The following is a 26,137-nucleotide window of genomic DNA, read 5'->3' on the forward strand; positions in this document are numbered from 1 at the left end:
CATGGCCAAGTTCGAACTGATCGGTACCGCCAGCATACCTGGCAAGGGCAGTGAGCTGCGGCTGCTGCAGCGCAACGACGAATTCTCCATCCGCATCGCCGGGACCACCGGCGAGTTGATGAACACGCGCCTGCACGGCTCCGAGGATGCCTTGGCCGAGCTGGCCTGCCAGCGGATCGCCGACCGCCCCGGCGTTCGGGTGCTGGTGGGTGGCCTGGGCATGGGGTTCACCCTGGCCGCGGCGCTGGCCGCCCTGAGCGAGGACGCCGAGGTGGTGGTGGCCGAACTGGTCCCGGGGGTGGTGGAGTGGAACCGGGGCCCGCTCGGCGGCGCCGCCGGCTATCCGCTGAACGATCCGCGAACCCGGGTCAGCCTGGGCGACGTGGGCGAGCTGCTGCGCCGCGAGCCCGGCGGATTCGACGCCATCATGCTCGACGTGGACAACGGCCCCGAGGGGCTGACCCGACGCGAGAACGACTGGCTCTACTCCCCCAAGGGGCTGGCCGCCGCGCAGCAGGCGCTGCGTCCGGACGGTGTCCTGGCGGTATGGTCGGCGGGCCAGGACCCGGCCTTCACCGAGCGCCTGAGGCGCATCGGCTTGCTGGTCGAGACGGTCACGGTGCGCGCCCACCGTCCCGGCAAGGGGGCCAAGCACTGCATCTGGCTGGCGTATTGAGATGGCGATGAATGAGGGACGAGACATGAGTGATAAGGATGCCGACGAGCGGCTCTCCAAGCGGTTGGCCCGGGAGCTGCCCTGTTCGCGACGCGAGGCCGAGCTCTACATCGCCGGTGGCTGGGTGAAGGTCGATGGCCTCACCGTCGAGGAGCCCCAGTTCAAGGTCGGCGATCAGCCCATCGAGCTGGCCCCTGGCGCCACGCCCCGGGAGATTCCGTCGGCCACGCTGCTGTTCAACGCACCGGCCAATATCGCTTCCGGTGAGGTCAAGGCACAAGGCGAGGACCTGGCCAGGCGGCTGATCCGAAAGGCCACCCATTGGGCGCAGGATCCCGCCGGTCTGGCGCCCCTCAAGGCGCACTTTCGTGGCCTGGCAACGCTGCTGCCGCTGGCCCCCGGCGAGGAGGGGCTGCTGGTGTTCACCCAGGACCGCGGCGTGGCTCGCCGCCTCGATGAGGGCCGCATGCGGTTAGAGGAGGAGTGGCAGGTGGAGGTGATTGGCAGCCTGAACGAGCGCCAGCTTGCGTCGCTGCGGGATGGCTCGGCGGTGCCCGGGCGGCAGCTGGCGCCGGGCAAGGTCAGCTGGCAGAGCGAGACACGCCTGCGCTTCGCGCTGAAGGGCATGGTGCCCGGACAGCTCGAGCTGATATGCCGGTCTGTGGGGCTGACCGTGGTCGCCACCCGGCGGCTGCGCATCGGCGGGGTGTCGCTGGGTCGGGTGCCGTTCGGCGAGTGGCGCTACCTGAAACCCGGAGAGCGTTTCTGAGCGTTGAGCCGAGCAAAGGAAGGTTCCTTTTCCCTAGGTGGCCCGCTCTGTATGCTGAGTTCCTGGTAGGCTGAACTTGAAGTAGGCTGGATTCGAAGTAGGCTGGATTTAAAGTGCTTGGCCGTTCGGCCCATGCCGGTCGGTCCCGATCCCGAGGTTGAATCAGAGAGGATGCATCCATGTCGGAAACCTCCCAGACGTCACCGTTCAAGGATAATCGTGTCAGGGGGCTGGCAGGCGTCGCCGCCATCGCCGTTATCTGGGCCATCGTCGCCCAGTCCAACTCCGGCTCTCATCGCGAGGCCCGTGAGGCCCTGGCGTCCGAGCTCGCCGCCCTTGAGTCGCGCAACCAGGCGCTGGTCAGCCAGCTGGATGAGCGCGATGAGACCGGTGAAGAGATCGAAGCCCTGCAGGCGCGCCTGGCCGGGCTGCAGGAAGAACGCGATGCCGCCGAAGCCGCCATGGCCGAGGAGCAATCCGAGGCCCGTGCCGATATCGAGCGCCTGAACGAGGCGATTGGCGAGGCCGAGACGCAGCTCGAGGCCCTCACCGAGCAGCGCAATGCCCTCCAGGAGGAGATCGAGGCCCTCGAGGCGCAGCAGGCCGAGCTCCAGGCGTCCCTCGAGGCGCTGGGTGAAGAGGTTGCGGCCGTGGAGCAGGCCCGCGATGACGCCGAGGCCGCCCGCCAGGACGCCGAAGAGGCTCGCCAGGAGACGGAAGCCGCTCGTCAGGAGGCCGAGGAGGAGCGCCAGCAGGCGGTCGATACCCGTGAGCAGGCCGAGTCGGCCCGCGATGAGGCCGAGGCTCAGTTGGAGTCGCTGCGCGAGCGGGTCCAGGAGACCGAGGCGCAGGTGGCCGGCGCCGAGGCCGAGCTCGAAGAGCGCCAGGCTTACCTCGAGGCCCTCGAGGAGGAGATCGAGGCGCTGGAGGTCTGGCGCGACGAGGTGGCCGAGGAGGTTGGCCAGGCCCGCGAGGAGCGAGACGCTGCTCGCGCTGAGGTGCAGGAGGCCCGCACCGAGCTAGACGACCTGATGATCGCCATCGGCATCGGCCGTGACGAGGTCGCCACCGTCGAGGCCGAAGCGGAGCGTCGCGAGGAACAGCTCGAACGCCTCGAGGCCCAGCTGGCCAGCTGGCGCAGTGAACTGGCCGACCTCGAGACCAGCCTCACCACCGAGGAGACTGGCGTCACCACCGAGGAGACTGGCGTCACCACCGAGGAGACCGAGGCCGACGAGGAGTAATCCTCCCCAGGATGATGCCAATGCGACGGCGGGCCTCGGCCCGCCGTTTGCCGTTGGGGAACCGGGACGGCGTCAGGCCTCGTGCGTATACTGGCCCGATAGCCAATTTCTGATATGACGGGGCGACGACGTTTCGCCTCGGCCGACAATTAGCGAAAGGAGCAGTCCGTGATCGAAGGGGTCAAGCATATCGTCGCCGTGGCATCCGGCAAGGGCGGGGTGGGCAAGTCCACCGTCACCGCCAACCTGGCGCTGGCCATGGCCGCCGAAGGCTACCGGGTGGGTATCCTGGATGCCGATATCTATGGCCCGAGCCAGGCCCAGATGCTGGGCGTGGGTGAGGGGGTGCGCCCTCAGTCTGCCGGCGAGAACCGCATGCTTCCCCTCGAGGCCCACGGCCTCCAGGCGATGTCCATGGCCTTCATGGTCGACGTGCGCGAGCCCATGGTGTGGCGTGGGCCCATGGTGGCCGGCGCCTTCCAGCAGCTGCTGACCCAGACCCAGTGGGACAATCTGGACTTCCTGTTCATCGACATGCCGCCGGGCACCGGTGACATCCAACTGACCCTGGCCCAGAAGGTGCCGGTGGATGGCGCGGTGATCGTCACCACGCCCCAGGACATCGCCCTGCTGGATGCCCGCAAGGGCATCGAGATGTTCCGCAAGGTCAATGTGCCGGTGTTCGGCGTGGTGGAGAACATGAGCCTTCACGTCTGCTCGAGCTGTGGCCACGCCGAGCCGATCTTCGGCGAGGGCGGCGGTGAGCGCATCGCGAATGAGTACGAGACTCGCCTGTTGGGTCGGCTGCCGCTGGCGCTTTCCATTCGCGAGCAGGTCGACGGCGGGCGACCCACGGTGGTCGCCGAACCGGACGGCGAGGTGACCGCCACCTTCCGCGACATGGCCCGCCAGGTGGCGGAGCAGGTGCAGGGTCCGGCCGCCGAGGGGCCGAGCATCTCCTTCAGCGACTGAGCGACGACGGCACTTAGGTGACGCCCGTGCACGGGGCCGCTATCATGGCCTGGTGCCCAGGCCCAAGACTTCACTTCAGCAGGAAACGTCCCGATGAGCATCAAGTCCGACAAGTGGATCCGCCGCATGGCCGCGCAGGAGGGCATGATCGAGCCTTTCGAGGCCGACCAGATTCGCTATGTGAACGATCGTCGGGTGATCTCCTACGGCACCTCCAGTTACGGCTACGACGTGCGCTGCGCCGATGACTTCAAGGTGTTTACCAATATCCACTCCGCGGTGGTGGACCCCAAGGCCTTCGACGAGAAGAGCTTCGTCGACATCAAGGGCGATGTCTGCGTGATCCCGCCGAACTCCTTCGCCCTGGCGCGCACCGTTGAGTACTTCCGCATCCCGCGCAGCGTGCTGACCATCTGCCTGGGCAAGTCCACCTACGCGCGCTGTGGCATCATCGTCAACGTGACGCCGCTGGAGCCCGAGTGGGAAGGGCACGTCACCCTGGAGTTCTCCAACACCACCAACTTGCCGGCCAAGATCTACGCCAACGAGGGCGTGGCTCAGATGCTGTTCCTGGAGTCCGACGAGGTGTGTGACATCTCCTACAAGGACCGCGGCGGCAAGTACATGGGACAGCGCGGCGTGACCCTGCCGAGGACCTAACGAGACTCCGCTGTCGAGGCCAGCCGCCGAGCGGGCGGTTATTTTCGCTGGCCATCGGAGGGGCTTCCTCTACGCTGGAAAGAACATGGCTCGCTAAGTCACGGCCATGGACCCCTTTCCGGTTGGAGGACCCCTGCCATGGCGGTTCCACTCGTTTCTCATTCCACTCGGGCCGATGGCCGCCGGCGGCTCGGCACGTCCCATTGGCTGGCCCTGTTCTTCGGCCTGGCGCTGGTGCCCGGCCTGGCATCGGGCTATTCACAGGTGATCGTGTTCGGCGATAGCCTGAGTGATTCGGGGCAGTTTCCCGATCTGGAGAGCCTGGCACTGGGCGAGGTAGGGAGCCTCCGCTTCACCAATCGACTCGGGCCGACGTTCCTGGCACCTTCGCCTTATGAAGAGGTCAGCATCCAGCGTCTGGCCGATGCCCTGGGGCTGGGTCCGCTGCTGCCCTCCACATCGGTCGTGCGTGACCTGCTGGGACTGCCCGATGGCACCAACTATGCCACCGGCGACTACACCACCGTCGATATCCTGGCATCGATCACCCGGCCGGCGGGATCGGTGGTCGGTCGGGCAGGCGTCTCGGCGCGCAGCCGAGATGGCTATCTGATCGAAGCTGGGGCGGCCGATCCCGAGGCGCTCTACTACCTCAACGGCGGCGGTAATGATTTCCTCGATGGGCGGGTCACCGATCCCGCCGCTGCGATAACCAGTGCGGGTACGCTGGCTGATGGCATCGATGCCCTGGTGACCGCGGGCGCGCGGACGATCGTGGTCTCGAATCTGCCGGATGTGGGGGCGACGCCGGCCGGGGCGGCGAGTGGTCAGCGCGATGCCTTCTCGGCCTTGACGCAAGTCTTCAATCAGGCCCTTGGCGAGCGCCTGGCGCGCCACGACGGCCGGGCGGATATCATCCGTCTCGATGTCGGTGCGCTCTTCGACGAGGTGATCGGCGCGCCGGCGGATTTCGGTCTGGCAACAGAGATTGCATTACCCGACGTCTGCTTCAGTGTTCCTTTCTGCGATGTGTCGGCTTACGGACTGGCGGCGGGCAATCCTGATCCCTCCCGGCTACTGTTCAACGACACTGTCCATCCGACTGCGGTCGGGCAGCAGATTCTGTCCGATTACGCCTATGCGCTGATCGAGGCGCCACGCCTCCTGTCACTCGCCGGCGGGTTGGTATCAGGCAGCATGGCAGCCCAGCTGCGGTTGGTGACCAGCGAATTGCGCCCAGGCCAGCAGAGCGAGACATGGCGCCTCTTTGCGCATGGGGACTACCAGCTTGAGCAATCCAATGCGTTCAGTCACACCGGCAGGCCCGAGGCATCGCAACGCGGTGCGGGTATCGGTGTGGTCATGCCCCTCGGGAGCGGGTGGCTGGGCGCCACCGTGACTCGGCGTGAGGCCGAGCTCGACGCACCGGCCGACTTCGAACTCGAGGGCCTGACGTTCAGTCTGTTCGCACGACAGCATCTGGGGCGAGTCGGGGCGCAGGCCATTCTCAGCCGAGGTGATTTCGATCTCGTACTGCGCCGCCGGGTGTCGCTGGGGATGGCGGAGCGATCGCTGACAGGGGATACCACTGCCGAGAGCTGGGCGGGCGAGTTACGCCTCGACTACCGGCTGACGGCAAGCGGCTCCCCCTGGTATACCGCTCCCTTCGTGGCCTATCGGCATGTCAATATTGACATCGAAGGCTATCGTGAACAGGGCTCGGCAGCGAATGCATTGCTCGTCTCGGACCGCGACTTCAAGGAACGCCGGGTGGAGGCGGGGTTGATGCTGGATCGCTCGCCGGAGGGCGTTATCGGCTTCTTCGGCGAGGTCGCCGGGGGCGAGTACCTGGATGACGAACAGCCGGGTGCCGAGGTGAGGCTGGCCTCGCTGCCGACCAACCGCTGGTCGCGTATGGCGACGGAACGCGAGGAGGACTATTACCTTCGCATCGATACGGGACTGCGCATACGGCTCGGGAATGCCAGGCTCCAGGCGGGTGCGGGCGTGCAGGGCTGGGACAGGCTGGAGCCGCATTTCCAGTTGAGCGCGGGGTACACCTTCTGACGTTTCCGACCGACACCCAGGATGGCCCGGGGTCCCGGCAGCGGAGCCGCAGGGTCACGCTCGCACGTCGGGGTCCTCGTCCAGCTCTTCCGCCGCGTCGGCGTGGGAGAGGCAAACGCCCCGGGGCGGTAGCGGCATGCCGTCCAGGGTGGCCCCCTCGGGCGTGAACTGCAGGCGCCCCTCGAGACACCACTTCACGGCGATGGGGTAGATCAGGTGTTCGCGGGCGTGCACCTTCTCCTTGAGGGTCGCCTCGGTCTCGCCCTCGGCCACCTCGACGGCCGCCTGGATCACCACCGGGCCGCCGTCGAGTTCCTCGGTGACGAAGTGCACGCTGCAGCCGTGCTCGGCCACCCCGTCGGCCAGCGCCCGGGCGTGGGTATGGAGGCCCTGGTAGGCAGGCAGCAGCGAGGGGTGGATGTTGAGCATCCGCCCCAGGAAACGCTGTACGAAGCGCGGGGTGAGGATGCGCATGAAGCCGGCCAGCACGATCAGGTCCGGCTCGTGGCGCTCGATCACCTTGATCAGTGCGCCGTCGTAGGCCTCGCGGCTGTCGTACTCGCGGTGGGGCAGCACCACGGCGTCGATGCCGGCCTCCTTGGCGCGAATCAGGCCGAAGGCGGTGGGCTGGTTGGAAATCACCGCGACGATCTCGCCGCCCAGGCGGTCATGGGTCTGCTCGTCGATCAGCGCCTGCAGGTTGCTGCCGCTGCCGGAGATCAGCACCACGACCCGGCGGGTGCTGGCCGGCTCCGAGGCGAAGTCGTTCAGGGTGTCGCGGGAAGGGCCTCTCTCGTTCATGCCTCGAGGTTCTCCAGCCGCACCTGGGGCTCATCGCCGTGCCGGGCGACGATCTCGCCGATGCGATGCACCGTCTCGCCCAGGGCCTGCAGGTGAGCGCGGGCCTGGTCGGCCTTCTCGGCCGGCACCACGATCACCATGCCGATGCCGCAGTTGAGCACCCGGTGCATCTCCTCCTCGGTGACGTTGCCCTGCTGCTGCAGCCAGTCGAACACCGCCGGGCGGGCCCAGCTGGCCACATCGACCCGGGCGGCGAGGTCCTCGGGCAGCACCCGGGGCAGGTTTTCGGTCAGGCCGCCGCCGGTGATATGGGAAAGCGCATGCACCGGCACGCCGCTCTCCTTGATCAGCGACAGCAGCGACTTGACGTAGATGCGGGTGGGCGCCATCAGGGCGTCGCCCAGGGAGACACCGTCGATGGCGGTATCGAGGCTGGTACCCGAGACCTCGAGGATCTTGCGGATCAGCGAGTAGCCGTTGGAGTGGGGGCCGGAGGAGGCCATGCCCAGCAGCACGTCGCCCTCGGCGACGCGCTTGCCGTCGAGGATCTCGGCCTTCTCCACCACGCCGACACAGAAGCCGGCCAGGTCGTAGTCGCTGCCCTCGTACATGCCGGGCATTTCGGCGGTTTCGCCGCCGACCAGGGCGCAACCGGCCTGCTCGCAGCCCTCGCCGATGCCGGTCACCACGTCGGCGGCGATGTCCACGTCGAGCCTGCCCGTGGCATAGTAGTCGAGGAAGAACAGCGGCTCGGCGCCGGCGACGATCAGATCATTGACGCACATGGCCACCAGGTCGATGCCGATGGTGTCGTGGCGTCCCAGGTCCATGGCCAGGCGCAGCTTGGTGCCCACGCCGTCGGTACCGGAGACCAGCACCGGCTCCCGGTAGCCGCTCGGCAGCTGGCACAGCGCGCCGAAACCACCCAGGCCGCCCATCACCTCGGGGCGGGTAGTGCGCATGGCGACGCCCTTGATGCGGTCGATCAGGGCATTGCCGGCATCGATGTCGACGCCGGCATCCTTGTAGCTGAGCGAGGGGAGGGAAGAAGGGGTGTCGGTCATCTCGGGTCCTGTCGATAGGTCGTCGGCGTGGGTCGGCCATGCCGCCAGCGCAGGCGTGGGCCAGGCGGGTGGGCAGGCTCGGGTGCTGAATCAAGATTGGATGCGGGATTGTAGCATCAAGACGTCGTGCAGGCAGCCGTGAGGGCATGCCGGTGCGGCCCTGACAGGGAGAGGACGATGCGCAGAGAATGGTGGGTGCTGGCGGCGGCGGTGGCCCTGGTGTGGCTGCTGATGCGGCTTGAGGCGATGCTGATGCCCTTCATCGCCGGCATGATCCTGGCCTACCTGGCGGATCCGCTCGCCAACCGGCTGGAGCGCTGGGGGCTGTCGCGGGCGCTGGCGGTCAGCGCGGTGTTCCTGGTGCTGCTGGTGGTGCTGGCGCTGGGGCTGCTGGTGCTGATTCCGCTGCTGGTGCAGCAGATGCGTCAGTTCGGTGAGGTGACGCCGGGGATCTTCGAGTGGCTGGAGACGGTGCTGGCGCCGCAGATCCAGGCCTGGACGGGCTTCGATGTGGCCGGTGAACTGGAGAACGTGCAGGAGACATTGGCCGAGCACTGGCAGGATGCGGGGGGTTACCTTGCTCAGGTGCTCGGGCAGGTGGGTCGTTCGGGCATGGCCTTCGTCACCTGGGTGACCTATGTATCGATGATCCCGGTGGTGACCTTCTATCTACTGCTCGACTGGAAGTCACTGATGACCAGCCTGCGCCGCCTGCTGCCGCGGGCCTGGGAAGCCGATACGGTGCGCCTGGCTAAGCGCTGCGACGAGGTGCTCTCGGCCTTCCTGCGCGGGCAACTGCTGGTGATGCTCAGCCTGGGGGTGATCTACGGCCTGGGTCTTACCCTGATGGGGGTGAGCTTCGGGGTGCTGATCGGTCTGATCTCGGGGCTCGCCAGCATTGTGCCGTTCCTGGGTTTCATCGTCGGCATGAGCATTGCGCTGGTGGTGGCCTTTTTCCAGTTCGGCACCTGGCTGGCGCTGCTCGGCGTGGTGGCGGTATTCAGCACCGGCCAGGTGATCGAGAGCACGCTGCTGCAGCCCAAGCTTCTGGGCGATCGCATCGGCCTGCATCCGGTGGCGGTGATCTTCGCCGTGCTGGCCGGCGGCAACCTGTTCGGCTTCACCGGGGTGCTGCTGGCGCTGCCGGCGGCGGCGGTGATCATGGTACTCTTGCGTGAACTCAACGAACGCTACAAGAACAGCACCTTGTACGATGCCACCCTGGCACGACGCGACGACGAGGAGGCGCCATGAGCAGGGCCCCGGCGCAGCTGCCGCTAGGCGTCGGCCTGCGCGACGACGCCACCTTCGCCAACTACCATCCCGGTCCCAATGCCAGCCTGGTCGCTCGCCTCACCCAGCAGTTGGACCAGGGCGGCGAGCCCTTCTTCTATCTGTGGGGCGGGGAGGGCGTGGGGCGCAGCCACCTGCTGCAGGCCGCCTGTCACGCCGCCTCGGATCGCGAGCTGCGCGCGCTCTACCTGCCCCTGGCCGAACTCGGCCACTTCCCGCCGCTGATGCTCGAGGAGATTGAGCGCCTCGACCTGGTGGCCATCGATGACCTGGAGAAGGTGTTGGGACGCAAGCGCTGGGAGGAGGCGCTGTTCCACGCCTTCAACCGCCTGCGCGATGCGGGCAAGCGCCTGGTGGTTGCGGCCGACGCCGCCCCCCGGCAGCTGCCGGTCACACTGCCCGATCTCGCCTCGCGGCTGACCTGGGGCGTCACCTTCAACGTCCAAGGGCTGGACGACCCCGGCCGCCTGGCCGCGCTGCAGCTGCGCGCCCGGGGGCGCGGCATGGCGCTGCCCGACGAGGTAGCCCGATTCATCCTGCATCGCGGGCCACGCCGGCTGGGGGAGCTGTTCGAGCTGCTGAGTACCCTGGACAGCGCCTCGCTGTCGGCCCAACGTAGGCTCACCATTCCCTTCGTCAAGCAGGCGCTGGGCTGGTAGGGTCAGCGGCGACAAAGTCGCTCGGTGGGGTACTTGAAGGAGTTGAGCACGTCCTCCTGACTGAAGCCACTGTCGATGAGAATCTGCTCCCATGCCTGAGTCGGCTTGAAATCAAGCAATGCCTCGTTGATGGCATCGCGCAGCGCCTCGGCATCGGGACCGAAGGCGAAACCGCCCCAACTGCGCACCTCCTCACCATCGAGTACAGGGTCGACAAAATCCATCGCCGCCTCCACCTCCTGGCTCGCCTCGTCCAGTGCGGTGACCGTAAGACCAGTGGCGGCGTAGGCATCGGCCTCGCCGTTGACGATTACCTCGATTGCCTCCTCGTTGCGGGTGATGGTGACAAACTTCACCTCGGGCACGCCGAGGGCCATCAGAATCTCGCGCTGATCGGCGCCTGCCATGACGGCCACCCGGTAGTCGTTGCGGTCCGCGAAAGTGTCAAAGGCGTTGAGCTCCAGAGGATTGCCAGCCCTCACCAGCAGTCCCTCACCGTAGGTGGTATTGGGCTCTGAGTAGAGGATCAGCTCGCAGCGCTCCGGCAGGATGGCCATCTCGGCGGCCGCCATGTCGAACTCACCTGCGCGCAGGCCGGCAATCAGCTCTCCGAAGTCGGTTTCCACCCATTCGATCTCGCCGAGCTCCAGCCGGTCGATCAGGTGTTGAGCCACCTCCGGGCCGGCGCCACGGGCCTGGCCCTCGGCGTCCAGATAGCCGTATGGCACCTCGTTGGCCACGGCGATACGGATACCGCCGCGCTCGCGGAGTTCGTCCAGGCTGGCCGCAACGCTGGCCGACGACATGGCGAGCAGCACGGTAATCATGGCCAGACGCACTGACCAGACGGAGAAGCGGTCATGGAGCATCAGGAAACTCCAGCAGTTAAAAGGGCCGTGGTTATGCTCCGCCAGCAGGCGGGTCCATAGGCATCAACATAGGAGACGCACCGCGGCCCTGCCAGCCGTCGCCTCAGCGGCTCAGGTCTGTCTCCAACTGCTGGCCGCTTCGCAGCTGCACCTGGCGGATCACTACCCGTGCCTGGCCGCTGGCCGGGTCGGGGCCGGCGCCGGAGAGGTAGAACTCCCCCGCGGGCAGGCCGGTCAGGCGAAACCGCCCGTTGCCGTCGGTGCGGGTGGTGTGGGTGTACTCCCGGGCCCGCGGGTCGGCGGGCTCCACGGCGATGCCGGCCAGCGCCTTCTCTGCCGCCTCGGCGGAGTAGGTGGTCACCGGGGCCACCGAGACGCCGGCGTTGGGCACGGCGCGACCGCCGATGGTCAGCTGGCCGCTGATCACCGCGCTGCCCGTCTTCTCGAGGGAGGCATACTCCGCGGCGGGGAAGGCCACCTGACGGGCTACGCGCCCCGATGGAATCTCGCGGGGCTCCTCGGGCGCGGGCCGTGTTTCCGCGGGCTCGACCTCGCGGTCGATGACCTCGATGCGATCGGTGGGCGACGGGGCGGGGGGCATGATCTCGCAGCCCGCCAGCAAGAGCCCCGGCAGCAGCATCGGTATCCAGCGTTTCATGGTGTCACTCCCTGAGAAGATTTATCGGCGCCCTGTGCCCGTGCCAGCATAGCGCAGGCCAGGGTCCATGAAACCTTCCCATTTGCCGACACGCAAAAGCCGCCGCCCCGGAGGGCGGCGGCTTTTCGAAGTGCGGCGTCTGCCGGCCTTGGCCGGCAGCGGCGGCTTACTTCTGGGCAGTGGCCTTGGTGGCCGTAGCCTGGACCTGCTTGACGTTCTCTTCGGTCAGCTTCTGGCTCTGCTGGGCGAAGTCCTGCTGCAGGGCGACGACCTTCTCGGCATCGCCCTTCAGGCGCTCGGCGAGGTCCTTGGCGACCTTCTGCTGGCCTTCCATGTAGCTCTTCAGGCCTTCGGCATCCTTGACGGTCATCAGGGTGCGCAGCTGGGCCAGGCCGGTGTCGGTGTAGGCTTTAGTGGCGTCCAGTTGGGCGTGGGCCAGCTTCTCGGTGTAGTCTACCGCCAGGCTGGCGTAAGCGCGGGCCGGGCCGAAGAAGAGGGCGTCAAACTGCTGGGTATCGAACTGCTTGGTGTCGAAGTTGAATGCGTTCATCATGGTAAAACCTCCTGGTTCATCTGGTGTTGAGGAGCAGGAAGCCTGCCCTGTTGCAATGCACAATAGCAGAGCGGTTTGTGCGCTGCAACATCCTCCCGTGATGAAAAATCTCATACCCCAGTTTAGCGACATTGCACCGCGCCGAACTTGCGGTGCAGGGGCGTCGACGCCAGGCTGAAGCCGAACGCCAACGCCGCCTGTATAGGGAGCCAGCCATGAACAAGACGCGACTCGAGCGAGACAGCATGGGCGAGCTGGAAGTGCCGGCCGACGCCCTCTACGGCGCCCAGACCCAGCGCGCCGTCAACAACTTTCCGGTCTCTGGCCAGCCGATGCCGCCGGCCTTCATTCACGCCATCGCCCGCATCAAGCTGGCGGCGGCCCGGGTCAACGCCCGGCTTGGCCTGCTCGATGCCCCCCGGGCCGAGGCGATCGCCGCCGCCGCCGAGGCGGTGATCCGCGGGGATCATGACGATCAGTTCCCGGTGGACCTCTTTCAGACCGGCTCCGGCACCTCCAGCAACATGAATGTCAACGAGGTGCTGGCCAACCTGGCGAGCCGCCAGGGCATCGAGGTAGGGCCCAACGACCACGTCAACATGGGCCAGTCGAGCAACGACGTGATCCCCACGGCGATCCACGTCTCGGCGGCGCTGGAGGTCACCGGACGGCTGCGCCCGGCCCTGGTCCACCTGCGCGAGACCATCGAGGCGCGGGCGGTCGAGCTCGACGGCGTGGTGAAGACCGGCCGAACCCACCTGATGGATGCCATGCCGCTGCGCATGAGCCAGGAGCTGGGCGGCTGGGCGAGCCAGGTGGGCCATGCCATCGAGCGGCTGGACAGCGCCCTGGTGCGGCTTTGCCGCCTTGCCCAGGGCGGCACGGCGGTGGGCACCGGCATCAACGCCCATCCCGAGTTTGCCGAGTGCATGGCGGCGGACTTGTCGCAGCAGACTGGACTGGCCTTCGCCCCCAGCGAGAGTTTCTTCGCCAGCCTCTCTTCCCAGGACGCCGCGGTGGAGCTCTCCGGGCAGCTGCGCGGGCTGGCCTGCGTGGTCATGAAGATCGCCAACGACCTGCGCTGGATGAACTCCGGCCCGCTGGCGGGGCTCGGCGAGATCGAGCTTGAGGCGTTGCAGCCGGGGAGCTCCATCATGCCGGGCAAGGTCAATCCCGTGATTCCGGAATCCGCCGCCCAGGCCGCCGCCCAGGTGATTGGCCTCGACAGCGCCGTGACGATCGCCGGGCAGAGCGGCAACTTCCAGCTCAACGTGATGCTGCCGCTGGTGGCCCACAACCTGCTCACCTCGATCACCCTGATGAGCAACACCGCCTGGCTGCTTGGCAACCGGGCCATCGCCACCTTCAAGGTGCGCGAGGAGAACCTGGCGGGGCCCCTGGCGCGCAACCCGATCCTGGTCACGGCGCTCAACGCCGTGATCGGTTACAACACCGCCGCGGCCATCGCCAAGCAGGCCTATCAGGCGGGACGGCCGATCCTGGACGTGGCCGAGGAGCAGACCGAGCTCTCCCGAGAGGAGCTCGAGCGCCTGCTGGACCCGGCGGCGCTGACCCGTGGCGGCATTCCGGAGTAGGGCTCAGGCTTCCTGATCCCGCTCCTTGCCTTCCTTGATGGTCTCCCGGGCGTCGCGGCGCTCCTCCCGGTCGGCCTTGGGCGTCTCGTGCTCGTCTGAGCGAGAGGGCCGGTAGCAGAGAGTCACCAGGATCGGGAAGTGGTCGGAGCCGATGTGCGGCAGGCGCCGCATGGCCGCCAGGGTGAAGTGTTCGCTGCTGAAGACATGGTCCAGGGGCCAGCGCAGCAGCGGGTAATCGGCGTGGAAGGTGCTGAACATGCCGCGCCCGCGTCGCGGGTCGAGCATGCCACTGACGCGGCAGAAGAGCCGGGTGGTGCGCGACCAGGCCACGTCGTTGAGATCCCCGGCCACCAGGGCGGGGGTCGGGTCCTCATGAATCGCCTTGCCCACCAGCAGCAGCTCGGCATCTCGCCACAGGGACTCCTCGCTCTCGTTCGGGGCCGGGGGGCGGGGATGCAGGGCATGCAATCGGATCACCTCACCGCTGGGCAGGGTGACGCCGGTATGGATCGAGGGGATATCGTCCTGGATCAACCACCTGATTTCGGGGTCGACCAGCGGTCGGTGCGAATAGAGGTGCATGCCGTAGAGGTTGTCCAGCGGTACCCGCACCGCGTGGGGCCAGCCCTCGTCCAGTGCCGTGTCCAGCCGTTCCTGCCACCAGGCGTCGGACTCCAGGGTCAGCACCAGATCGGGCCGGTGCTGGAGAATCAGCCGGGTCAATGACTCGGCGTCGCGGTTGGTCGTGAGCACATTGGCGACCAGCAGCGTCAGGCAGCGGTTCTCCTGCCCCGGTTCGGCGCGCTGTACCTGTACCCGCCACAGCGGTGTCCAGGGCAGGATGCGGACCGCCTGAAGTCCCAGGGTGGCGAGGCTCGCCACGAGGGCGATCCATGACCAGGGCGGATCGGCCAGCGGAACCAGCAGCGCGGACACCGTCGCCAGGGCGGCCAGCTGCAGTCGTGGGAACTCGCAGGCGCGGATCCACCACCAGTTCAACGGCGATCTCGCGACCAGGGTGGCAGCCAGCAGCGCGATGGCGAGCACCGCAAGCAGGATGGAGAACACGACATGACCTCTCGGTGGTCTCGGTGACGTCCAGGGCTCAGCGTACGCCGGATGTCACCGGTCGTGAATGCCTGGTCGTTAATGCCTGGCTAGATCACCTTGCGGCGCAGGAGCCAGGTGATCGCCTCGCCGATCAGCACCAGGACCACGATGGCGATCAGGATGGTGGCCACGGTGGGCCAGGCGAAGGTGTCGATGGCACCTTGCAGCAGTACCCCGATGCCGCCGGCCCCCACCAGCCCCAGCACCGTGGACTCGCGGATGTTGATGTCCCAGCGCAGGATGACGATGGCGAAGAAGGCCGGCATCACCTGGGGCACCACGGCGTAGGCGATCACCTTGAGCTTGGAGGCACCGGTGGCCTCCATGGCCTCCACGGGGCGGCGGTCGATCTCCTCGATCGCCTCACCCATTAGCTTGCCGATGAAGCCGATCGACCGGAACATGATCGCCAATATCCCCGCCAGCACCCCGGGGCCGAAGATCGCCACGAACAGCAGGGCCCAGATGATGGTGTTCACCGAACGGCTCGACACCAGGATGAAGCGCCCCAGCCACAGGCAGGCGCGATTGGGGGTAGTGTTCTGGGCGGCAATGTAGGAGACCGGCAGGGCGATGAAGATCGTCAGCAGGGTGGCCAGGGTGGCGATATGAACCGTCTCGATCATGGCGGTCAGAATCTGCCCGAGGCCGCTGGGGTCCGGGGGCCACATGCGCGCCCCGAGGTTCGAGATCTGGTTGGGCGCATCCCACACCCAGGGCCAGAAGATATCGATGTCGCGCACCGCCCAGACGACCACCATCAGCGTCACCAGCAGCACGGCATAGCGGGTCAGGCGCTCCCGGCGGTCGTAGCGTCGCCAGACGCGGTCGGCCAGGGCGTCGGCATGATCTACCATATCTTCTTCCTCACCCAGCCGCTGATGCCCTCGCTGACCAGGATCACCGCGATGATGATCAGCAGGATGGCGAAGGCGAAGTCATAGTCGTAGCGTCCGAAGGCGTTCATCAGGGTGCCGCCGATGCCGCCGGCCCCGACAATCCCCACCACGGCCGAGGCGCGCAGGTTGCTGTCGAGCTGGTACATCGAGAGCCCCACCTGGCGCGGCAGGATCTGCGGAAACACCGCATAGAACAGGATGGCCAGGTAGCCGGCGCCGGTGGCGCGCATCGCCTCCACCTGGCCCCAGTCGATCTCCTCGATCTCCTCGGCGAGCAGCTTGCCGACGAAGCCGATGGAGTAGAGGGTCAGAGTGAGGATCCCGGCCAGCGGACCGAAGCCCACCGCGGCGACGAATAGGATGGCGACAATCACCGGGTGGAAGCTGCGCGAGATGATGATCACCGCGCGGCCGAACAGGTAGACCGGCAGCGGGGCAACGTTGCGTGCCGCCATCACCGCGAAGGGAATCGACAGCGCCACCCCAAGCAGGGTGGCCAGGATGGCGATCTGGAAGCTCTCCTTGAAGCCGGTCAGCAGCAGGGCGCCGCGCTCGAAACTCGGTGGAAAGCCGCCGCCGAAGATGCGTGCGGCCCGGGGCAGGCCCTCGCCGATCCGCGCCCAGTTGAACGGCAGGCTGCCGAAGGCCCAGACCAGGTAGACCAGTAGCACCAGCCAGGCGCCGTAGCGCAACCAGGGATTGGCGATGAAGGGGGGCTTGCGCCAGGTGCGGGGGATGGCGCCCTCGCGGTCAGAGCGGGTCATGGGGCACGCCTCGCTTGGCCTGGGCGGGGGAGGGGGCGGACGTTGCCGTCGGCTCCTCCTCGGGGGACTCGATGCCGCCGTAGATGGCGTCCAGGGCATCCCGGGTGAAGTCGTCGGGGGCGCCATCGAAGATCATCCTGCCATGGCGCAGGCCGACGATGCGCTCGGTGTAGGTCCTGGCCTGGGCGACGTTATGGATGTTGATCAGCACCGGCAGCGATAGCTCGCTCGCCAGGCTCTGCAGCAGGATCATGATCTGCTCGGAGGTGCGTGGGTCCAGGGAGGCGGTGGGCTCGTCGGCGAGCAGCACCTCTGGTTCCTGCATCAGCGCCCGTACCACGCCGACGCGCTGGCGCTCGCCGCCGGACAGGGCGTCGGCGCGCTTGTTGGCATAGTTGGCGATGCCTACCCGCTCCATGAGGGTGAAGGCCCGCTCGATATCCTCGCGGGGATAGCGACGGGAGATGGCCTGGTAGAGGTTCACGTAGCCGAGCCGGCCGGCCAGCACGTTCTCCATCACCGTGAGCCTGTCGATCAGGTTGAAGCCCTGGAAGACCATGCCGATCTTGCGGCGGGCGCGGCGTAACGCCGAGCCCTTGAGCGTCACCAGCTCGGTGCCGTTGAGCCGAATCGAGCCAGAGGTGGGCTCCACCAGGCGATTGATACAGCGCAGCATGGTGCTCTTGCCGGCCCCGGAGGCCCCGACGATGGAGACCACGCTGTTGTCTTCCACGACCAGATCCAGCCCCTGGAGGACGGGCTCGTCATGACCGTAGCGCTTGACCAGCTTCGAGATTTCCAGCATTCATCCACCTCGCCATGACGATTCGCAAGCGGCGCTGCCCCCGGGTGTGCGGGGGCAGCGACAGAGGTCACTCGAGGTTGTCGCGGGTATAGCGAACGTCGTTGGCCGCCTGTATGGTGCGGATGACCTGCCAATTGTCCCTGTAGTTGATCGGGACAAACTTCTCGACCCCCTCGAATTCGTCGCCGAGGGCCGTGCCGACGAAATCGAAGCTGAAGAAGGCCTCCTTGATCTTCTCGACCAGGTCGGGATGCAGGTTGTGGGCGTAGTTGTAGGAGGTGGTGGGGAAGGCGTCGGTCTCGTAGATGATCTTGACGTCCTCCTCGTCATAGAGGCCGCGGGCCGCCATGCGCTCGACCACCTCGGAGGCTACCGGGGCCGCGTCGTAGTCCCGCGCCACCACGCCCAGCATCGACTGGTCGTGGCTGCCGGAGTAGACCACCTCGTAGTCCTCGTCGGGGACGATGCCGAGTTCGGGGAAGAGGGCTCGCGGGGCCAGGTTGCCGGAGTTGGAGGTTGGCGAGGTGTGGGCCACCCGCTTGCCGGCGAGGTCGGTGAGTTCGTCGATGCCGGAATCGACGTGGGTATAGACCTGCAGGGTGTAGCCGAACTGGCCATCGTCGGAGCCCATCAGCGCAAAGGGCACGGCGCCGGCCAGGTTGACGGCGAAGGGCGTCGGTCCCGTGGAGAAACCGGCGATGTGCAGGCGACCGCTGCGCATGGCCTCGACCTGGGCGGCGTTGGACTGCACGGCGAAGAAGCGCACGTCGCGTTCGGTCACCTCCTCGAGGTGGTTGATGAAGGGCTGCCAGATGTCCGAGTAGATGGCCGGGTCTTCCACCGGCGTATAAGCGAAGATCAGGGTGTCGGGATTGGCCCACTCGGACTCGTCGGCGGGCAGGTCGGCAACCATGTCACCGTCCTCGTCGCAGAAGATGGCGTCCAGATCGCCGCGGGGGCAGTCGGCCAGCGCAGGCGCAGCCATCAGCATCGACAGCGGCAACAGGGCGGAGGCCGCCAGGGCAGTGAGGGGGAATCTTCTTGATGCGACGGGTGACGCATTTGTTGACTTCACGGAGACGATTTGCATGGCGTGCCTCTGGATTGTTGTTGTTGAGTCTTGCGGTTGAGTCGACAGGGCGATGCTCGAAACTCGACATGCCCCACCCGGTGGTGAGTGCATTCGAAAGATTGCTCTTCAATCTAGGTTTTGTGACGAATCGATGTCAATCACTTTACCCGACTGGTCAGGTCGCCTCACGCCATGCGCCGGCCTGTTCTCGGCAGCGCCTCGAAGGGGGCCACCCAGGTCGCGGCACTGCCATCGCTGGCCGTCTCACGCCGACGTCGTCGCGGCGTCCCCGGTCGGCGCCGCTCCGGTCGCCGCCAGGTAATCGCTGGCGATGCCCGCGCCGTTGATGCCGCCGCCGATCACGAAGAGATCGAGAAGCCCTGGCTGTGGTGTCGTCGTCATGTCCCGCTCCGCCAATGTCGCTCATCCTGCAGGGGCCGTCGCCACGTGATGATTGAAATCGAACATATTGAATTCACAAGCGAACATCAAGAGGCGACATCGAGCGTCCGAACAGTCGATTTATCCGGTTCGGCCGTGTGAGCTGTGGGCAGGTGCATCGGGCCCCGTCAGCGAGGCCGTTAAAGGGTCAGTCGGCGATATGCATCGTCACGTCATGACTGGCCATCAGCTGGCAGATGGCCTGGGGCGGGCGGCGGTCGGTAAACAGCGCGTCGATCTGGGCGATGTTGCCCTGGCGCACCGAGGGGTTGCGATGGAACTTGGAGTGATCGGCGGCGAGATAGACCTGCCGGGAATTGCGGATGATCGCCTGGGCGACACGAACCTCCTGGTAGTCGAACTCCAGCAATGAGCCATCCTCGTCGATGCCGCTGATGCCGATGATGCCGTAGTCGACCTTGAACTGGTTGATGAAGTCGATGGTAGCCTCGCCGATGATCCCGCCGTCCCGTGATCGCACCTGGCCGCCGGCGATGATCACGTTAAAGTCCTCCTTGTGTTGGAGGATAGCGGCCACGTTGAGGTTGTTGGTGATCACCTCGAGGTCGCGGTGCTCCAGCAGGGCCTCAGCTACCACCTCGTTGCTGGTCCCGATGTTGATGAACAGCGAGGAGCCGTCTGGAACCTGCCTGGCCAGTAGCGCCGCGATCCGCTGCTTGGCGTCGAGGTTAAGGGTCTTGCGGGTGCTATAGGCGGTGTTGACCGTGCTCGATTCCAGGCCGGCGCCGCCGTGGACGCGGCGGATCAGGCCCTCCCCGGCCAGGGCATTGAGGTCGCGGCGAATTGTCTGGGGGGTGACCGCAAAATGCTCGGTCAGCTGTTCGATGCTGGCATAGCCCTGGCGACGCACCAGGCCGACGATGGCTTCCTGTCGCTGTGGCTGGTTCATGCTGGCTCCTTGTGATCATGCCATTGTAGGCGATGATTGCCGCGTCCGGCAGCCGCTTCCAGAGTGGTGTCCGACCAAGGTGGTAGAGCATTTCGAACACGCTGCAGTACTCTTGGTGATCAAAAACGAACATTTGATCGACATTACAACGATAAACGACAGGAGCCTCCATGGCCGACTATCTGCTTGCCATTGACCAGGGCACCACCAGTTCGCGCGCCATCCTCTTCGATCGAGAAGGTCACAACATCGCCTCAGCGCAGCGGGAGTTCCCCCAGATCTTCCCGAGCGACGGCTGGGTCGAGCATGATCCGGCGTCCCTCTGGTCCACCGTGCTGACCACCTGTCGCGAGGCCATCGAGCGCGCTGGCGTAGGGCTCAACGCCGTCATCGGGGTGGGCATCACTAACCAGCGCGAGACTACCCTGGTGTGGGACCGCGAGACCGGGGAGCCGCTCTACAACGCCATCGTCTGGCAGGACCGGCGTACCGCGGATGCCTGCCAGGCGCTGCGCGAGGCCGGGCATCTGGAGGAAGTCCAGGCACGGACGGGCCTGCTCCTCGATCCCTACTTCTCGGCCACCAAGCTCGCCTGGATCCTCGACCACGTGGAGGGGGCCAGGGAGCGAGCCGAGCGCGGCGATCTCGCCTTCGGTACCGTGGATACCTTCCTGATCTGGCGCCTCACGGGAGGCAAGGTGCATGCCACCGACGCCACCAATGCCTCGCGCACGGCGCTGTTCAACATCCATGAACAGCGCTGGGACCCGGTACTGCTCGAGCTGTTCGGGGTTCCCGAGTCGCTGCTGCCCGAGGTGAAGGACTCCAGCGACGACTTCGGCGTGGTGGATGCCGAGTGGCTCGGCGCCGAGTTGCCCATCGCCGGGGTGGCCGGTGACCAGCAGGCGGCCCTGGTGGGCCAGGCCTGCTTCTCACCGGGCATGGGCAAGAGCACCTACGGAACCGGCTGCTTCATGATCGTCAACACCGGCGACAAGGCCGAGCTGTCGCGCAATCGGCTGCTGACCACCGTGGGCTACCGCATCGGTGGTAGGACCACCTACGCCATGGAGGGGAGCATCTTCGTGGCCGGTGCCACGGTGCAGTGGCTGCGAGACGGCCTGCAGCTGTTCGCCGACGCCGCCGAGACCGAGGCGCTGGCCCGCAACATGCGCAGCGGCCACAGTGTCTACCTGGTGCCCGCCTTCACCGGGCTCGGCGCACCGCACTGGGATCCCAAGGCGCGAGGCGCCATCTTCGGCCTGACCCGGGATACCGGCATCGCCGAGATCGTGGCGGCGGGGCTGCAGGCGGTCTGCTACCAGACCCGCGACCTTCAGGCCTGCATGAGCGACGACATGGCCGCGGAGCCCGACACCCTGCGCGTCGATGGTGGCATGGTGGCCAACAACTGGGTGATGCAGTTCCTCGCCGACATGCTGGGGTTGGCCGTGGACCGGCCCACGGTGCTGGAGACCACCGCCCTGGGGGCCGCCTATCTGGCCGGGCTGCGCCTGGGCTGGTACCGCGACCTCGACGAGATCGCCGAGCTCTGGCAGTGCGAGCGTCGCTTCACGCCGCATATGCCCGAGGCGGAGCGTGAGCGGCTCTACCGCGGCTGGCAAGAGGCCGTGGAGCGGGTCAAGAGTGATCGCTGAAGGCTTGCAAAATCCGGCCCGATGGGTATGATGTGCATCCGTTGCCGGGGCGATGTGCGCCGGTAATCGACGCTGTAGCAGGACCATAGCTCAGTTGGTTAGAGCGCCACGTTGACATCGTGGAGGTCGGCGGTTCAAATCCGCCTGGTCCTACCAGCCTCGCATCACGTCACAGCAGGACCATAGCTCAGTTGGTTAGAGCGCCACGTTGACATCGTGGAGGTCGGCGGTTCAAATCCGCCTGGTCCTACCAGATTTCGAGTCACCCCGCAGCCCTGCTGCGGGGCGACTTGCTGTGGGCGTCCGTTACGGCCTCGCCATGAGGTCGGTGCGCGTCATGAACACGCCGACCAGCGTCTCGATGCCGGCCTGGTCCTGCTCGCTGAAGCGTCCCATCACGGGGCTGTCCAGGTCGAGCACGCCCCACAGGTGGTCCTCCACGACGATGGGGACGACCAGCTCGGCACGGGAGGCCGCGTCGCAGGCGATATGGTCGGCCACGGCGTGGACATCGTCGATTCGCTGGGTGGTGAGGGTGCGCGCCGCCGCACCGCACACTCCCTTGGCGAAGGGGATGGGGTGGCAGGCCGGCTTGCCCTGGAAGGGCCCAAGGCAGAGCGTCTGGGGCTTTCGATGCAGGTAGAAGCCGGCCCAGTTGAGCTCCGGGAGCTCCTGCATCAGGAAGGCGCAGGTCTGGGCGCTGTTGGTCAGCCAGTCGCGGGTGTCGAGCAGCGCCTCGAGTTGGCGGGCGAGCAGGGTGTAGTCGGGTGTCATGATGTCTCCAGAAACGAGAGGGCCGGCGCTATGGCCGGCCCAGACTGCTTGAGAAGGACTTACTCCCAGCCGGGCACTGCTGCCGGCCCAAACAACTCGGCCGCCTTGGCCTTCACTGCCTCGGTCTGGTAGGCGCGCACCAGCTGCTGGATCTCCTCGCGCTCCTGGTCGCCACCCCGCACGGCGATCAGGTTGACGTAGGGCGATTCCGGCCCCTCCTTGATCAGGGCGTCGTCCAGGCTGAGGCCGGCGGGCTGGGCGAAGGTGTTGTTGATGAAGGCCATGTCCACGTCAGGCAGCACGCGGGGCAGCTGGGCGGCCTCGATCTCGCGGAAGCGGAAGTTTCGCGGATTCTCCACCACGTTGAGCGGAGTGGCCTCGAGGTTCTCCGGGTCGTCGAGCAGGATCAGGCCCTCGTTGTGCATCAGGATCAGCGAGCGTCCCTCATTGGAGGGGTCGTTGGGCAGGGCGATCTGGGCGCGATCGGGCAGCTCGTCGACGCTTGCGTACTTCCCTGAGTAGGCGCCGATCGGGTAGACGAAGGTGAGCCCGGCGATGGCGAGGTCGTAGCCGCGGTCGTTGACCATGGCCTGCAGGTAGGGCTCGTGCTGGTAGGCATTGGCGTCCAGGCTGCCGTCGGCCAGGGCGGCATTGGGGGTCACGTAGTCGGTGAACTCGATGATCTCGACCGTCAGGCCGTACTCGCGCAGGGCGATCTCGGCGGCGACCTGCATCACGTCGGTCTCCGGGCCGGCCACGGTACCAACCTTGATGGAATGCTCGTCGGCCATCGCGGTGGTGGCACCCAGGGCGAGGCTGGAGGCGAGCAGGGTGTGGATCAGGGTCTTGCGCATGGAACGGATCTCCTGTGGTGTTGCTGTAATAATAACGGAATAAAAAAAATAGTTTAAATAGCTTTTTGCTATTTGCGGAGCAAGGCTTCCCCTACTTGTGATCGCTCTTGCGCACCAGATAGTCCCCCAGGCTCTGGAAGCCCTGCACCATGACCACGAGTATTGCCACGGTGATCAGCATGATGGTGGGGTTGAAGCGGTTGTAACCGTAACGGATGCCCAGATCGCCGAGGCCCCCGCCACCCACGGCGCCGGCCATGGCCGAATAGCTCACCAGGGTCACCACGGTGACGGTGAGCGCCGTGAAGATGCCGCCGCGGGCCTCGGGCAGCAGCACCCGGGTGATGATCTGCCAGGGGGTGGCGCCCATGGACTGGGCGGCCTCCACCAGGCCTGGGTTGATCTCGTTCAGCGCGCCCTCCACCAGGCGGGCGATGAAGGGAATGGCGGCGATGGTCAGAGGCACCGCGGCGGCGTTGGTGCCGATGGAGGTGCCCACCAGCATGCGGGTGAAGGGGATGATCGCCACCATCAGGATGATGAAGGGGATCGAGCGGCCGATGTTGGTGACGATGCCGAGCACGCCGCTCAGCACCGGCTGGGCCAGCACCTGGCCGGGCCGGGTCACATAGAGCAGCACCCCGAGCGGGATGCCCACCAGGGCGGCGAGGACCCCGGAGACGGCCACCATATAAAGGGTGTCCAGGGTGGCCCGCAGGATCAAGTCAAGCAGTGCGCTGGACATGGCCGAGCACCTCCACGTGAAGATCATGGGATTCGAGGTAGTCGATGGCCTCGCGGGTTTTCTCCGGCGGGCCCATCAGTTCGGCGATCATCAGCCCCAGGGTGCGTTCCTGAATCGACTCCACCTTGGCCTGCAGGATGCTGACATCGACGCCGCACTCCCTGGCCAGCCGCGAGATCAGCGGGGTGGAAACCGCGTCGCCGGAGAAGGCCAGGCGCACCACCGGGTGAGTGTTCTTACCGGGGGCGTCCTGAAGCTGGTCGATCAGGGCGCGGGGCGGCTCCAGCTTGAGAAAGTCGTTGAGGAATTCTCGCCCCAGCTGCGTCCTGGGGGCGGTGAAGAAGTCGCCCACGTCGGCCTCTTCCACCAACTCGCCGTCGGAGATCAGGCTGACCCGGTGGCAGATCGACTTGACCACCTCCATCTCGTGGGTGATCAGCAGGATGGTCAGGCCGAGCTGGTGATTGATGTCGCGCAGCAGGGCGAGGATCGAGCCGGTGGTCTGGGGGTCCAGCGCCGAGGTGGCCTCGTCACAGAGCAGCACCTTGGGGCGGCTGGCGAGTGCCCGGGCGATGGCCACGCGCTGCTTCTGCCCGCCGGAGAGCTGGGCCGGGTACTGGCTGGCCTTGTCGGAAAGCCCCACCAGGTCGAGCAGCGGCGTCACCCGCTCGCGGATCTCTGATCGCTTCATGCCCATCAGTTCAAGCGGCAGCGCCACGTTGGCGAACACCGTGCGGTTGGTGAGCAGGTTGAAGTGCTGGAAGATCATGCCGATGCGATGGCGCGCCTGGTTGAGCGCCGAGCGCGAGAGCCCGGTGAGCTCCTGGCCATCCACGCTGACGCTGCCGCTGGTCGGGCGCTCGAGCAGGTTGACGCAGCGGATCAGGGTCGACTTTCCGGCACCCGAGAGGCCGATCACCCCATGAATCTGGCCCTGGGGTACGTGCAGGTCGACGTTGCTGAGGGCCTGCACCGTACTGGCGCCGCCATCGGGCTCGTCGGTGCCCTGGCGTCGCTTGCGACCCTTGATGACAAAAGTCTTGGAAACGTTGTGGAGTCGTATCATGGAAGCCACCGCAGAGAGGCGCCGTGGCGGGCGGTGCAGGGCAGGGCGCTGGACAAGGAGAGGCCACCCTGGCGGGTGGTCATCAACGCTGAACACACCCTTTTAGCTGCACTTCACGTCGCGACCTCCGCGAGGGGGCCACGACGTTGGCGCCCGCAATCCGGGGTCAAATCGGCGCCGTCAAAATGTGCGCGAAAGAATAGGGCGCGCGTGGGCGCGAGTCAACGTGAATGGTGCATGCTGTCGGAGCCGGGTTGATATTCAGCAAGATCCTCTGAAGAGTGAGAATCATTCGGGCGCTAATGACTGGCCGATGCCACAGGGGCGCCTGCCCGACTGTAGGGTGGCGTGCCCTGTCATGGACGTGGTCGGCGCGGATTCCTTACACTGTGTGCCCCTTGTGCCCCGCGCCGGGGTGCCAGTCAGTCGAGGAGACGCCATGTTCACCGGTATCGTGCAGGGCACCGCCAAGGTGGTTGCCATTGAAGAGGCGGAGCTGTTTCGCACCCACGTCATTGCCCTGCCCAAGGCCCTGCGCAAGGGGCTGGAGATCGGGGCCTCGGTGGCCCACAACGGGGTCTGCCTGACGGTGACCGCCATCGAGGGCAAGCGGGTCAGCTTCGACCTGATGCACGAGACGCTCAAGGTGACCAATCTCGGTGCAGTGACGGTGGGAAGCCGCGTCAATATCGAGCGCGCCGCCCGCTTCGGCGACGAGATCGGCGGGCACGCCATGTCCGGCCACGTGATGGCGGCGGCCGAACTCGTGGAGCTCGACGAGGCGCCCAACAATCGCCGGCTGTGGTTCGAGCTGCCCCACGCCCTGGGCCGCTTCCTGTTCGACAAGGGCTACATCGGCGTCGATGGCATCAGTCTGACCATCGGCGAGGTGCGTGGGGCCGATGCGTCCCACGGGCCGCGCTTCTGCGTCAACCTGATCCCCGAGACCCTGGCGCGCACCACCCTGGTGGACCGGGTGCCTGGGGATCGCGTCAACATCGAGATCGATCCCCAGACCCAGGCCATCGTCGAGACCGTCGAGCGGGTGCTGGCGACCCGCGGCGTCTGAGCCTGGCGATGAGTTGATCGTTTTACCAGGTCTGCGTTGGCGGGCCAGCTGGCGGTTGGCCCGGAGGTTGCTTATACAGGGGGCAGTCAC

General features: G+C 66.5%; 27 protein-coding genes and 2 tRNA genes. 13 read left to right on the plus strand and 16 right to left on the minus strand.

All coding sequences use genetic code 11. The annotated features are described in order from the left end of the window. The first annotated feature begins 1 nt into the window (after position 1). The 6 genes from ACR80S_RS08320 (at position 2) to ACR80S_RS08345 (ending at position 6,388) form a co-directional block, all read left to right on the plus strand. Positions 2 to 676 (plus strand): spermine/spermidine synthase domain-containing protein, encoded by a 675-nt coding sequence (locus tag ACR80S_RS08320; RefSeq protein WP_435399862.1) that lies wholly within the window; start codon positions 2 to 4, stop codon positions 674 to 676. 25 nt (positions 677 to 701) lie between these two features. Beyond that, positions 702 to 1,445, plus strand: coding sequence for an RNA pseudouridine synthase (locus tag ACR80S_RS08325; RefSeq protein ID WP_435402991.1), 744 nt, complete (start codon positions 702 to 704; stop codon positions 1,443 to 1,445). Positions 1,446 to 1,624: 179 nt separating this feature from the next. Beyond that, complete coding sequence (locus tag ACR80S_RS08330; protein WP_435402992.1) at positions 1,625 to 2,689, plus strand: coiled-coil domain-containing protein; 1,065 nt, start codon at positions 1,625 to 1,627, stop codon at positions 2,687 to 2,689. Positions 2,690 to 2,860: 171 nt separating this feature from the next. After that, positions 2,861 to 3,661, plus strand: coding sequence for an iron-sulfur cluster carrier protein ApbC (gene apbC / locus ACR80S_RS08335; protein WP_435400089.1), 801 nt, complete (start codon positions 2,861 to 2,863; stop codon positions 3,659 to 3,661). 93 nt (positions 3,662 to 3,754) lie between these two features. Next, entirely contained in the window at positions 3,755 to 4,321 is a 567-nt protein-coding gene (gene dcd / locus ACR80S_RS08340; RefSeq protein WP_435399859.1) for a dCTP deaminase, read from the plus strand. A gap of 138 nt (positions 4,322 to 4,459) precedes the next feature. After that, complete coding sequence (locus ACR80S_RS08345) at positions 4,460 to 6,388, plus strand: autotransporter domain-containing protein (RefSeq protein WP_435402993.1); 1,929 nt, start codon at positions 4,460 to 4,462, stop codon at positions 6,386 to 6,388. A 54-nt stretch (positions 6,389 to 6,442) separates the two neighbouring features. On the opposite strand, the gene purN is transcribed toward ACR80S_RS08345, so the two are convergent. Together purN and purM are read right to left on the minus strand one after the other, a co-directional pair. Beyond that, on the minus strand, positions 6,443 to 7,189 hold the full coding sequence (purN, locus tag ACR80S_RS08350) for a phosphoribosylglycinamide formyltransferase (protein WP_435402994.1): 747 nt from the start codon (positions 7,187 to 7,189) through the stop codon (positions 6,443 to 6,445). Continuing rightward, the gene (gene purM / locus ACR80S_RS08355) at positions 7,186 to 8,253 is read right to left on the minus strand and encodes a phosphoribosylformylglycinamidine cyclo-ligase (RefSeq protein WP_435399856.1); all 1,068 of its coding nucleotides are present in this window, start codon (positions 8,251 to 8,253) and stop codon (positions 7,186 to 7,188) included. The genes purN and purM overlap by 4 nt, the downstream gene beginning before the upstream one ends. Before the next feature lie 177 nt (positions 8,254 to 8,430). On the opposite strand from purM, the gene ACR80S_RS08360 reads away from it, so the two are divergent. After that, positions 8,431 to 9,507 (plus strand): AI-2E family transporter, encoded by a 1,077-nt coding sequence (locus ACR80S_RS08360; RefSeq protein WP_435399855.1) that lies wholly within the window; start codon positions 8,431 to 8,433, stop codon positions 9,505 to 9,507. Then, a complete protein-coding gene (gene hda, locus ACR80S_RS08365; protein WP_435402995.1) occupies positions 9,504 to 10,205 on the plus strand; it encodes a DnaA regulatory inactivator Hda in 702 nt (233 codons plus the stop codon). Before ACR80S_RS08360 ends, hda begins: the two co-directional genes overlap by 4 nt. A 2-nt stretch (positions 10,206 to 10,207) precedes the next feature. Here the strand turns inward: hda and ehuB are convergent, their stop codons facing one another. The 3 genes from ehuB to ACR80S_RS08380 all read right to left on the minus strand — a co-directional run bounded on the left by ehuB (position 10,208) and on the right by ACR80S_RS08380 (position 12,282). Continuing rightward, positions 10,208 to 11,074, minus strand: a complete 867-nt coding sequence (gene ehuB / locus ACR80S_RS08370; protein ID WP_435402996.1) for an ectoine/hydroxyectoine ABC transporter substrate-binding protein EhuB — start codon at positions 11,072 to 11,074, stop codon at positions 10,208 to 10,210. A 103-nt stretch (positions 11,075 to 11,177) separates the two neighbouring features. Continuing rightward, positions 11,178 to 11,732, minus strand: coding sequence for a carboxypeptidase-like regulatory domain-containing protein (locus ACR80S_RS08375; protein WP_435399852.1), 555 nt, complete (start codon positions 11,730 to 11,732; stop codon positions 11,178 to 11,180). 166 nt (positions 11,733 to 11,898) lie between these two features. Further along, on the minus strand, positions 11,899 to 12,282 hold the full coding sequence (locus ACR80S_RS08380) for a phasin family protein (protein ID WP_435400088.1): 384 nt from the start codon (positions 12,280 to 12,282) through the stop codon (positions 11,899 to 11,901). Positions 12,283 to 12,500: 218 nt separating this feature from the next. On the opposite strand from ACR80S_RS08380, the gene ACR80S_RS08385 reads away from it, so the two are divergent. Continuing rightward, positions 12,501 to 13,880, plus strand: a complete 1,380-nt coding sequence (locus ACR80S_RS08385; RefSeq protein WP_435402997.1) for a class II fumarate hydratase — start codon at positions 12,501 to 12,503, stop codon at positions 13,878 to 13,880. Positions 13,881 to 13,883: 3 nt separating this feature from the next. On the opposite strand, the gene ACR80S_RS08390 is transcribed toward ACR80S_RS08385, so the two are convergent. The 7 genes from ACR80S_RS08390 to ACR80S_RS08420 all read right to left on the minus strand — a co-directional run bounded on the left by ACR80S_RS08390 (position 13,884) and on the right by ACR80S_RS08420 (position 19,881). Beyond that, positions 13,884 to 14,948 (minus strand): endonuclease/exonuclease/phosphatase family protein, encoded by a 1,065-nt coding sequence (locus ACR80S_RS08390; RefSeq protein WP_435399850.1) that lies wholly within the window; start codon positions 14,946 to 14,948, stop codon positions 13,884 to 13,886. A gap of 89 nt (positions 14,949 to 15,037) precedes the next feature. Continuing rightward, positions 15,038 to 15,847: a phosphonate ABC transporter, permease protein PhnE gene (gene phnE / locus ACR80S_RS08395; protein WP_435399849.1), complete on the minus strand. Its 810-nt coding sequence runs from the start codon at positions 15,845 to 15,847 to the stop codon at positions 15,038 to 15,040. Then, positions 15,841 to 16,653 carry a phosphonate ABC transporter, permease protein PhnE gene (phnE, locus tag ACR80S_RS08400; protein WP_435399848.1) on the minus strand — a complete coding sequence of 271 codons (813 nt, stop codon included), beginning with the start codon at positions 16,651 to 16,653 and terminating at the stop codon, positions 15,841 to 15,843. Before phnE (ACR80S_RS08400) ends, phnE (ACR80S_RS08395) begins: the two co-directional genes overlap by 7 nt. After that, complete coding sequence (gene phnC, locus ACR80S_RS08405) at positions 16,640 to 17,458, minus strand: phosphonate ABC transporter ATP-binding protein (RefSeq protein WP_435402998.1); 819 nt, start codon at positions 17,456 to 17,458, stop codon at positions 16,640 to 16,642. Before phnC ends, phnE (ACR80S_RS08400) begins: the two co-directional genes overlap by 14 nt. Positions 17,459 to 17,525: 67 nt before the next feature. Beyond that, positions 17,526 to 18,548 (minus strand): phosphate/phosphite/phosphonate ABC transporter substrate-binding protein, encoded by a 1,023-nt coding sequence (gene phnD / locus ACR80S_RS08410; RefSeq protein WP_435402999.1) that lies wholly within the window; start codon positions 18,546 to 18,548, stop codon positions 17,526 to 17,528. Positions 18,549 to 18,794: 246 nt separating this feature from the next. After that, positions 18,795 to 18,932, minus strand: coding sequence for a hypothetical protein (locus ACR80S_RS08415; protein ID WP_435399845.1), 138 nt, complete (start codon positions 18,930 to 18,932; stop codon positions 18,795 to 18,797). A 187-nt stretch (positions 18,933 to 19,119) separates the two neighbouring features. Next, entirely contained in the window at positions 19,120 to 19,881 is a 762-nt protein-coding gene (locus ACR80S_RS08420; RefSeq protein WP_435403000.1) for a DeoR/GlpR family transcriptional regulator, read from the minus strand. A 170-nt stretch (positions 19,882 to 20,051) separates the two neighbouring features. Here ACR80S_RS08420 and glpK point away from each other — a divergent pair, with 170 nt between their 5' ends. From glpK to ACR80S_RS08435, 3 genes are all read left to right on the plus strand, one after another. After that, positions 20,052 to 21,539 (plus strand): glycerol kinase GlpK, encoded by a 1,488-nt coding sequence (gene glpK / locus ACR80S_RS08425; protein WP_435403001.1) that lies wholly within the window; start codon positions 20,052 to 20,054, stop codon positions 21,537 to 21,539. 79 nt (positions 21,540 to 21,618) lie between these two features. Beyond that, a tRNA-Val gene (locus tag ACR80S_RS08430) sits at positions 21,619 to 21,695 on the plus strand. A gap of 20 nt (positions 21,696 to 21,715) precedes the next feature. Then, positions 21,716 to 21,792: transfer RNA gene (locus tag ACR80S_RS08435), tRNA-Val, on the plus strand. Between the two features lie 53 nt (positions 21,793 to 21,845). On the opposite strand, the gene ACR80S_RS08440 is transcribed toward ACR80S_RS08435, so the two are convergent. The 4 genes from ACR80S_RS08440 to ACR80S_RS08455 form a co-directional block, all read right to left on the minus strand. After that, positions 21,846 to 22,313 carry a GAF domain-containing protein gene (locus ACR80S_RS08440; RefSeq protein ID WP_435403002.1) on the minus strand — a complete coding sequence of 156 codons (468 nt, stop codon included), beginning with the start codon at positions 22,311 to 22,313 and terminating at the stop codon, positions 21,846 to 21,848. Between the two features lie 59 nt (positions 22,314 to 22,372). Continuing rightward, positions 22,373 to 23,167: a MetQ/NlpA family ABC transporter substrate-binding protein gene (locus ACR80S_RS08445; protein WP_435403003.1), complete on the minus strand. Its 795-nt coding sequence runs from the start codon at positions 23,165 to 23,167 to the stop codon at positions 22,373 to 22,375. A gap of 91 nt (positions 23,168 to 23,258) precedes the next feature. Further along, positions 23,259 to 23,912: a methionine ABC transporter permease gene (locus ACR80S_RS08450; RefSeq protein ID WP_435399840.1), complete on the minus strand. Its 654-nt coding sequence runs from the start codon at positions 23,910 to 23,912 to the stop codon at positions 23,259 to 23,261. After that, positions 23,893 to 24,978, minus strand: a complete 1,086-nt coding sequence (locus ACR80S_RS08455) for a methionine ABC transporter ATP-binding protein (RefSeq protein WP_435403004.1) — start codon at positions 24,976 to 24,978, stop codon at positions 23,893 to 23,895. The genes ACR80S_RS08450 and ACR80S_RS08455 overlap by 20 nt, the downstream gene beginning before the upstream one ends. 439 nt (positions 24,979 to 25,417) lie before the next feature. Here ACR80S_RS08455 and ACR80S_RS08460 point away from each other — a divergent pair, with 439 nt between their 5' ends. Continuing rightward, positions 25,418 to 26,047 carry a riboflavin synthase subunit alpha gene (locus ACR80S_RS08460; protein WP_435399838.1) on the plus strand — a complete coding sequence of 210 codons (630 nt, stop codon included), beginning with the start codon at positions 25,418 to 25,420 and terminating at the stop codon, positions 26,045 to 26,047. Positions 26,048 to 26,137: the final 90 nt, after the last annotated feature.

It is taken from the genome of Halomonas salsilacus (genome assembly GCF_051216275.1).
Classification (GTDB): Bacteria; Pseudomonadota; Gammaproteobacteria; order Pseudomonadales; family Halomonadaceae; genus Halomonas.

Coding starts and splice junctions, on each gene's coding strand:
- ACR80S_RS08320 (WP_435399862.1), top strand. CDS start 2: ATGGCCAAGTTCGAACTGATCGGTACCGCCAGCATACCTGGCAAGGGC.
- ACR80S_RS08325 (WP_435402991.1), top strand. CDS start 702: ATGAGTGATAAGGATGCCGACGAGCGGCTCTCCAAGCGGTTGGCCCGG.
- ACR80S_RS08330 (WP_435402992.1), top strand. CDS start 1,625: ATGTCGGAAACCTCCCAGACGTCACCGTTCAAGGATAATCGTGTCAGG.
- dcd (WP_435399859.1), top strand. CDS start 3,755: ATGAGCATCAAGTCCGACAAGTGGATCCGCCGCATGGCCGCGCAGGAG.
- ACR80S_RS08345 (WP_435402993.1), top strand. CDS start 4,460: ATGGCGGTTCCACTCGTTTCTCATTCCACTCGGGCCGATGGCCGCCGG.
- purN (WP_435402994.1), bottom strand. CDS start 7,189: ATGAACGAGAGAGGCCCTTCCCGCGACACCCTGAACGACTTCGCCTCG.
- purM (WP_435399856.1), bottom strand. CDS start 8,253: ATGACCGACACCCCTTCTTCCCTCCCCTCGCTCAGCTACAAGGATGCC.
- ACR80S_RS08360 (WP_435399855.1), top strand. CDS start 8,431: ATGCGCAGAGAATGGTGGGTGCTGGCGGCGGCGGTGGCCCTGGTGTGG.
- hda (WP_435402995.1), top strand. CDS start 9,504: ATGAGCAGGGCCCCGGCGCAGCTGCCGCTAGGCGTCGGCCTGCGCGAC.
- ehuB (WP_435402996.1), bottom strand. CDS start 11,074: ATGCTCCATGACCGCTTCTCCGTCTGGTCAGTGCGTCTGGCCATGATT.
- ACR80S_RS08375 (WP_435399852.1), bottom strand. CDS start 11,732: ATGAAACGCTGGATACCGATGCTGCTGCCGGGGCTCTTGCTGGCGGGC.
- ACR80S_RS08380 (WP_435400088.1), bottom strand. CDS start 12,282: ATGAACGCATTCAACTTCGACACCAAGCAGTTCGATACCCAGCAGTTT.
- ACR80S_RS08385 (WP_435402997.1), top strand. CDS start 12,501: ATGAACAAGACGCGACTCGAGCGAGACAGCATGGGCGAGCTGGAAGTG.
- phnE (WP_435399849.1), bottom strand. CDS start 15,847: ATGGTAGATCATGCCGACGCCCTGGCCGACCGCGTCTGGCGACGCTAC.
- phnE (WP_435399848.1), bottom strand. CDS start 16,653: ATGACCCGCTCTGACCGCGAGGGCGCCATCCCCCGCACCTGGCGCAAG.
- phnC (WP_435402998.1), bottom strand. CDS start 17,458: ATGCTGGAAATCTCGAAGCTGGTCAAGCGCTACGGTCATGACGAGCCC.
- phnD (WP_435402999.1), bottom strand. CDS start 18,548: ATGCAAATCGTCTCCGTGAAGTCAACAAATGCGTCACCCGTCGCATCA.
- ACR80S_RS08415 (WP_435399845.1), bottom strand. CDS start 18,932: ATGACGACGACACCACAGCCAGGGCTTCTCGATCTCTTCGTGATCGGC.
- ACR80S_RS08420 (WP_435403000.1), bottom strand. CDS start 19,881: ATGAACCAGCCACAGCGACAGGAAGCCATCGTCGGCCTGGTGCGTCGC.
- glpK (WP_435403001.1), top strand. CDS start 20,052: ATGGCCGACTATCTGCTTGCCATTGACCAGGGCACCACCAGTTCGCGC.
- ACR80S_RS08440 (WP_435403002.1), bottom strand. CDS start 22,313: ATGACACCCGACTACACCCTGCTCGCCCGCCAACTCGAGGCGCTGCTC.
- ACR80S_RS08445 (WP_435403003.1), bottom strand. CDS start 23,167: ATGCGCAAGACCCTGATCCACACCCTGCTCGCCTCCAGCCTCGCCCTG.
- ACR80S_RS08450 (WP_435399840.1), bottom strand. CDS start 23,912: ATGTCCAGCGCACTGCTTGACTTGATCCTGCGGGCCACCCTGGACACC.
- ACR80S_RS08455 (WP_435403004.1), bottom strand. CDS start 24,978: ATGATACGACTCCACAACGTTTCCAAGACTTTTGTCATCAAGGGTCGC.
- ACR80S_RS08460 (WP_435399838.1), top strand. CDS start 25,418: ATGTTCACCGGTATCGTGCAGGGCACCGCCAAGGTGGTTGCCATTGAA.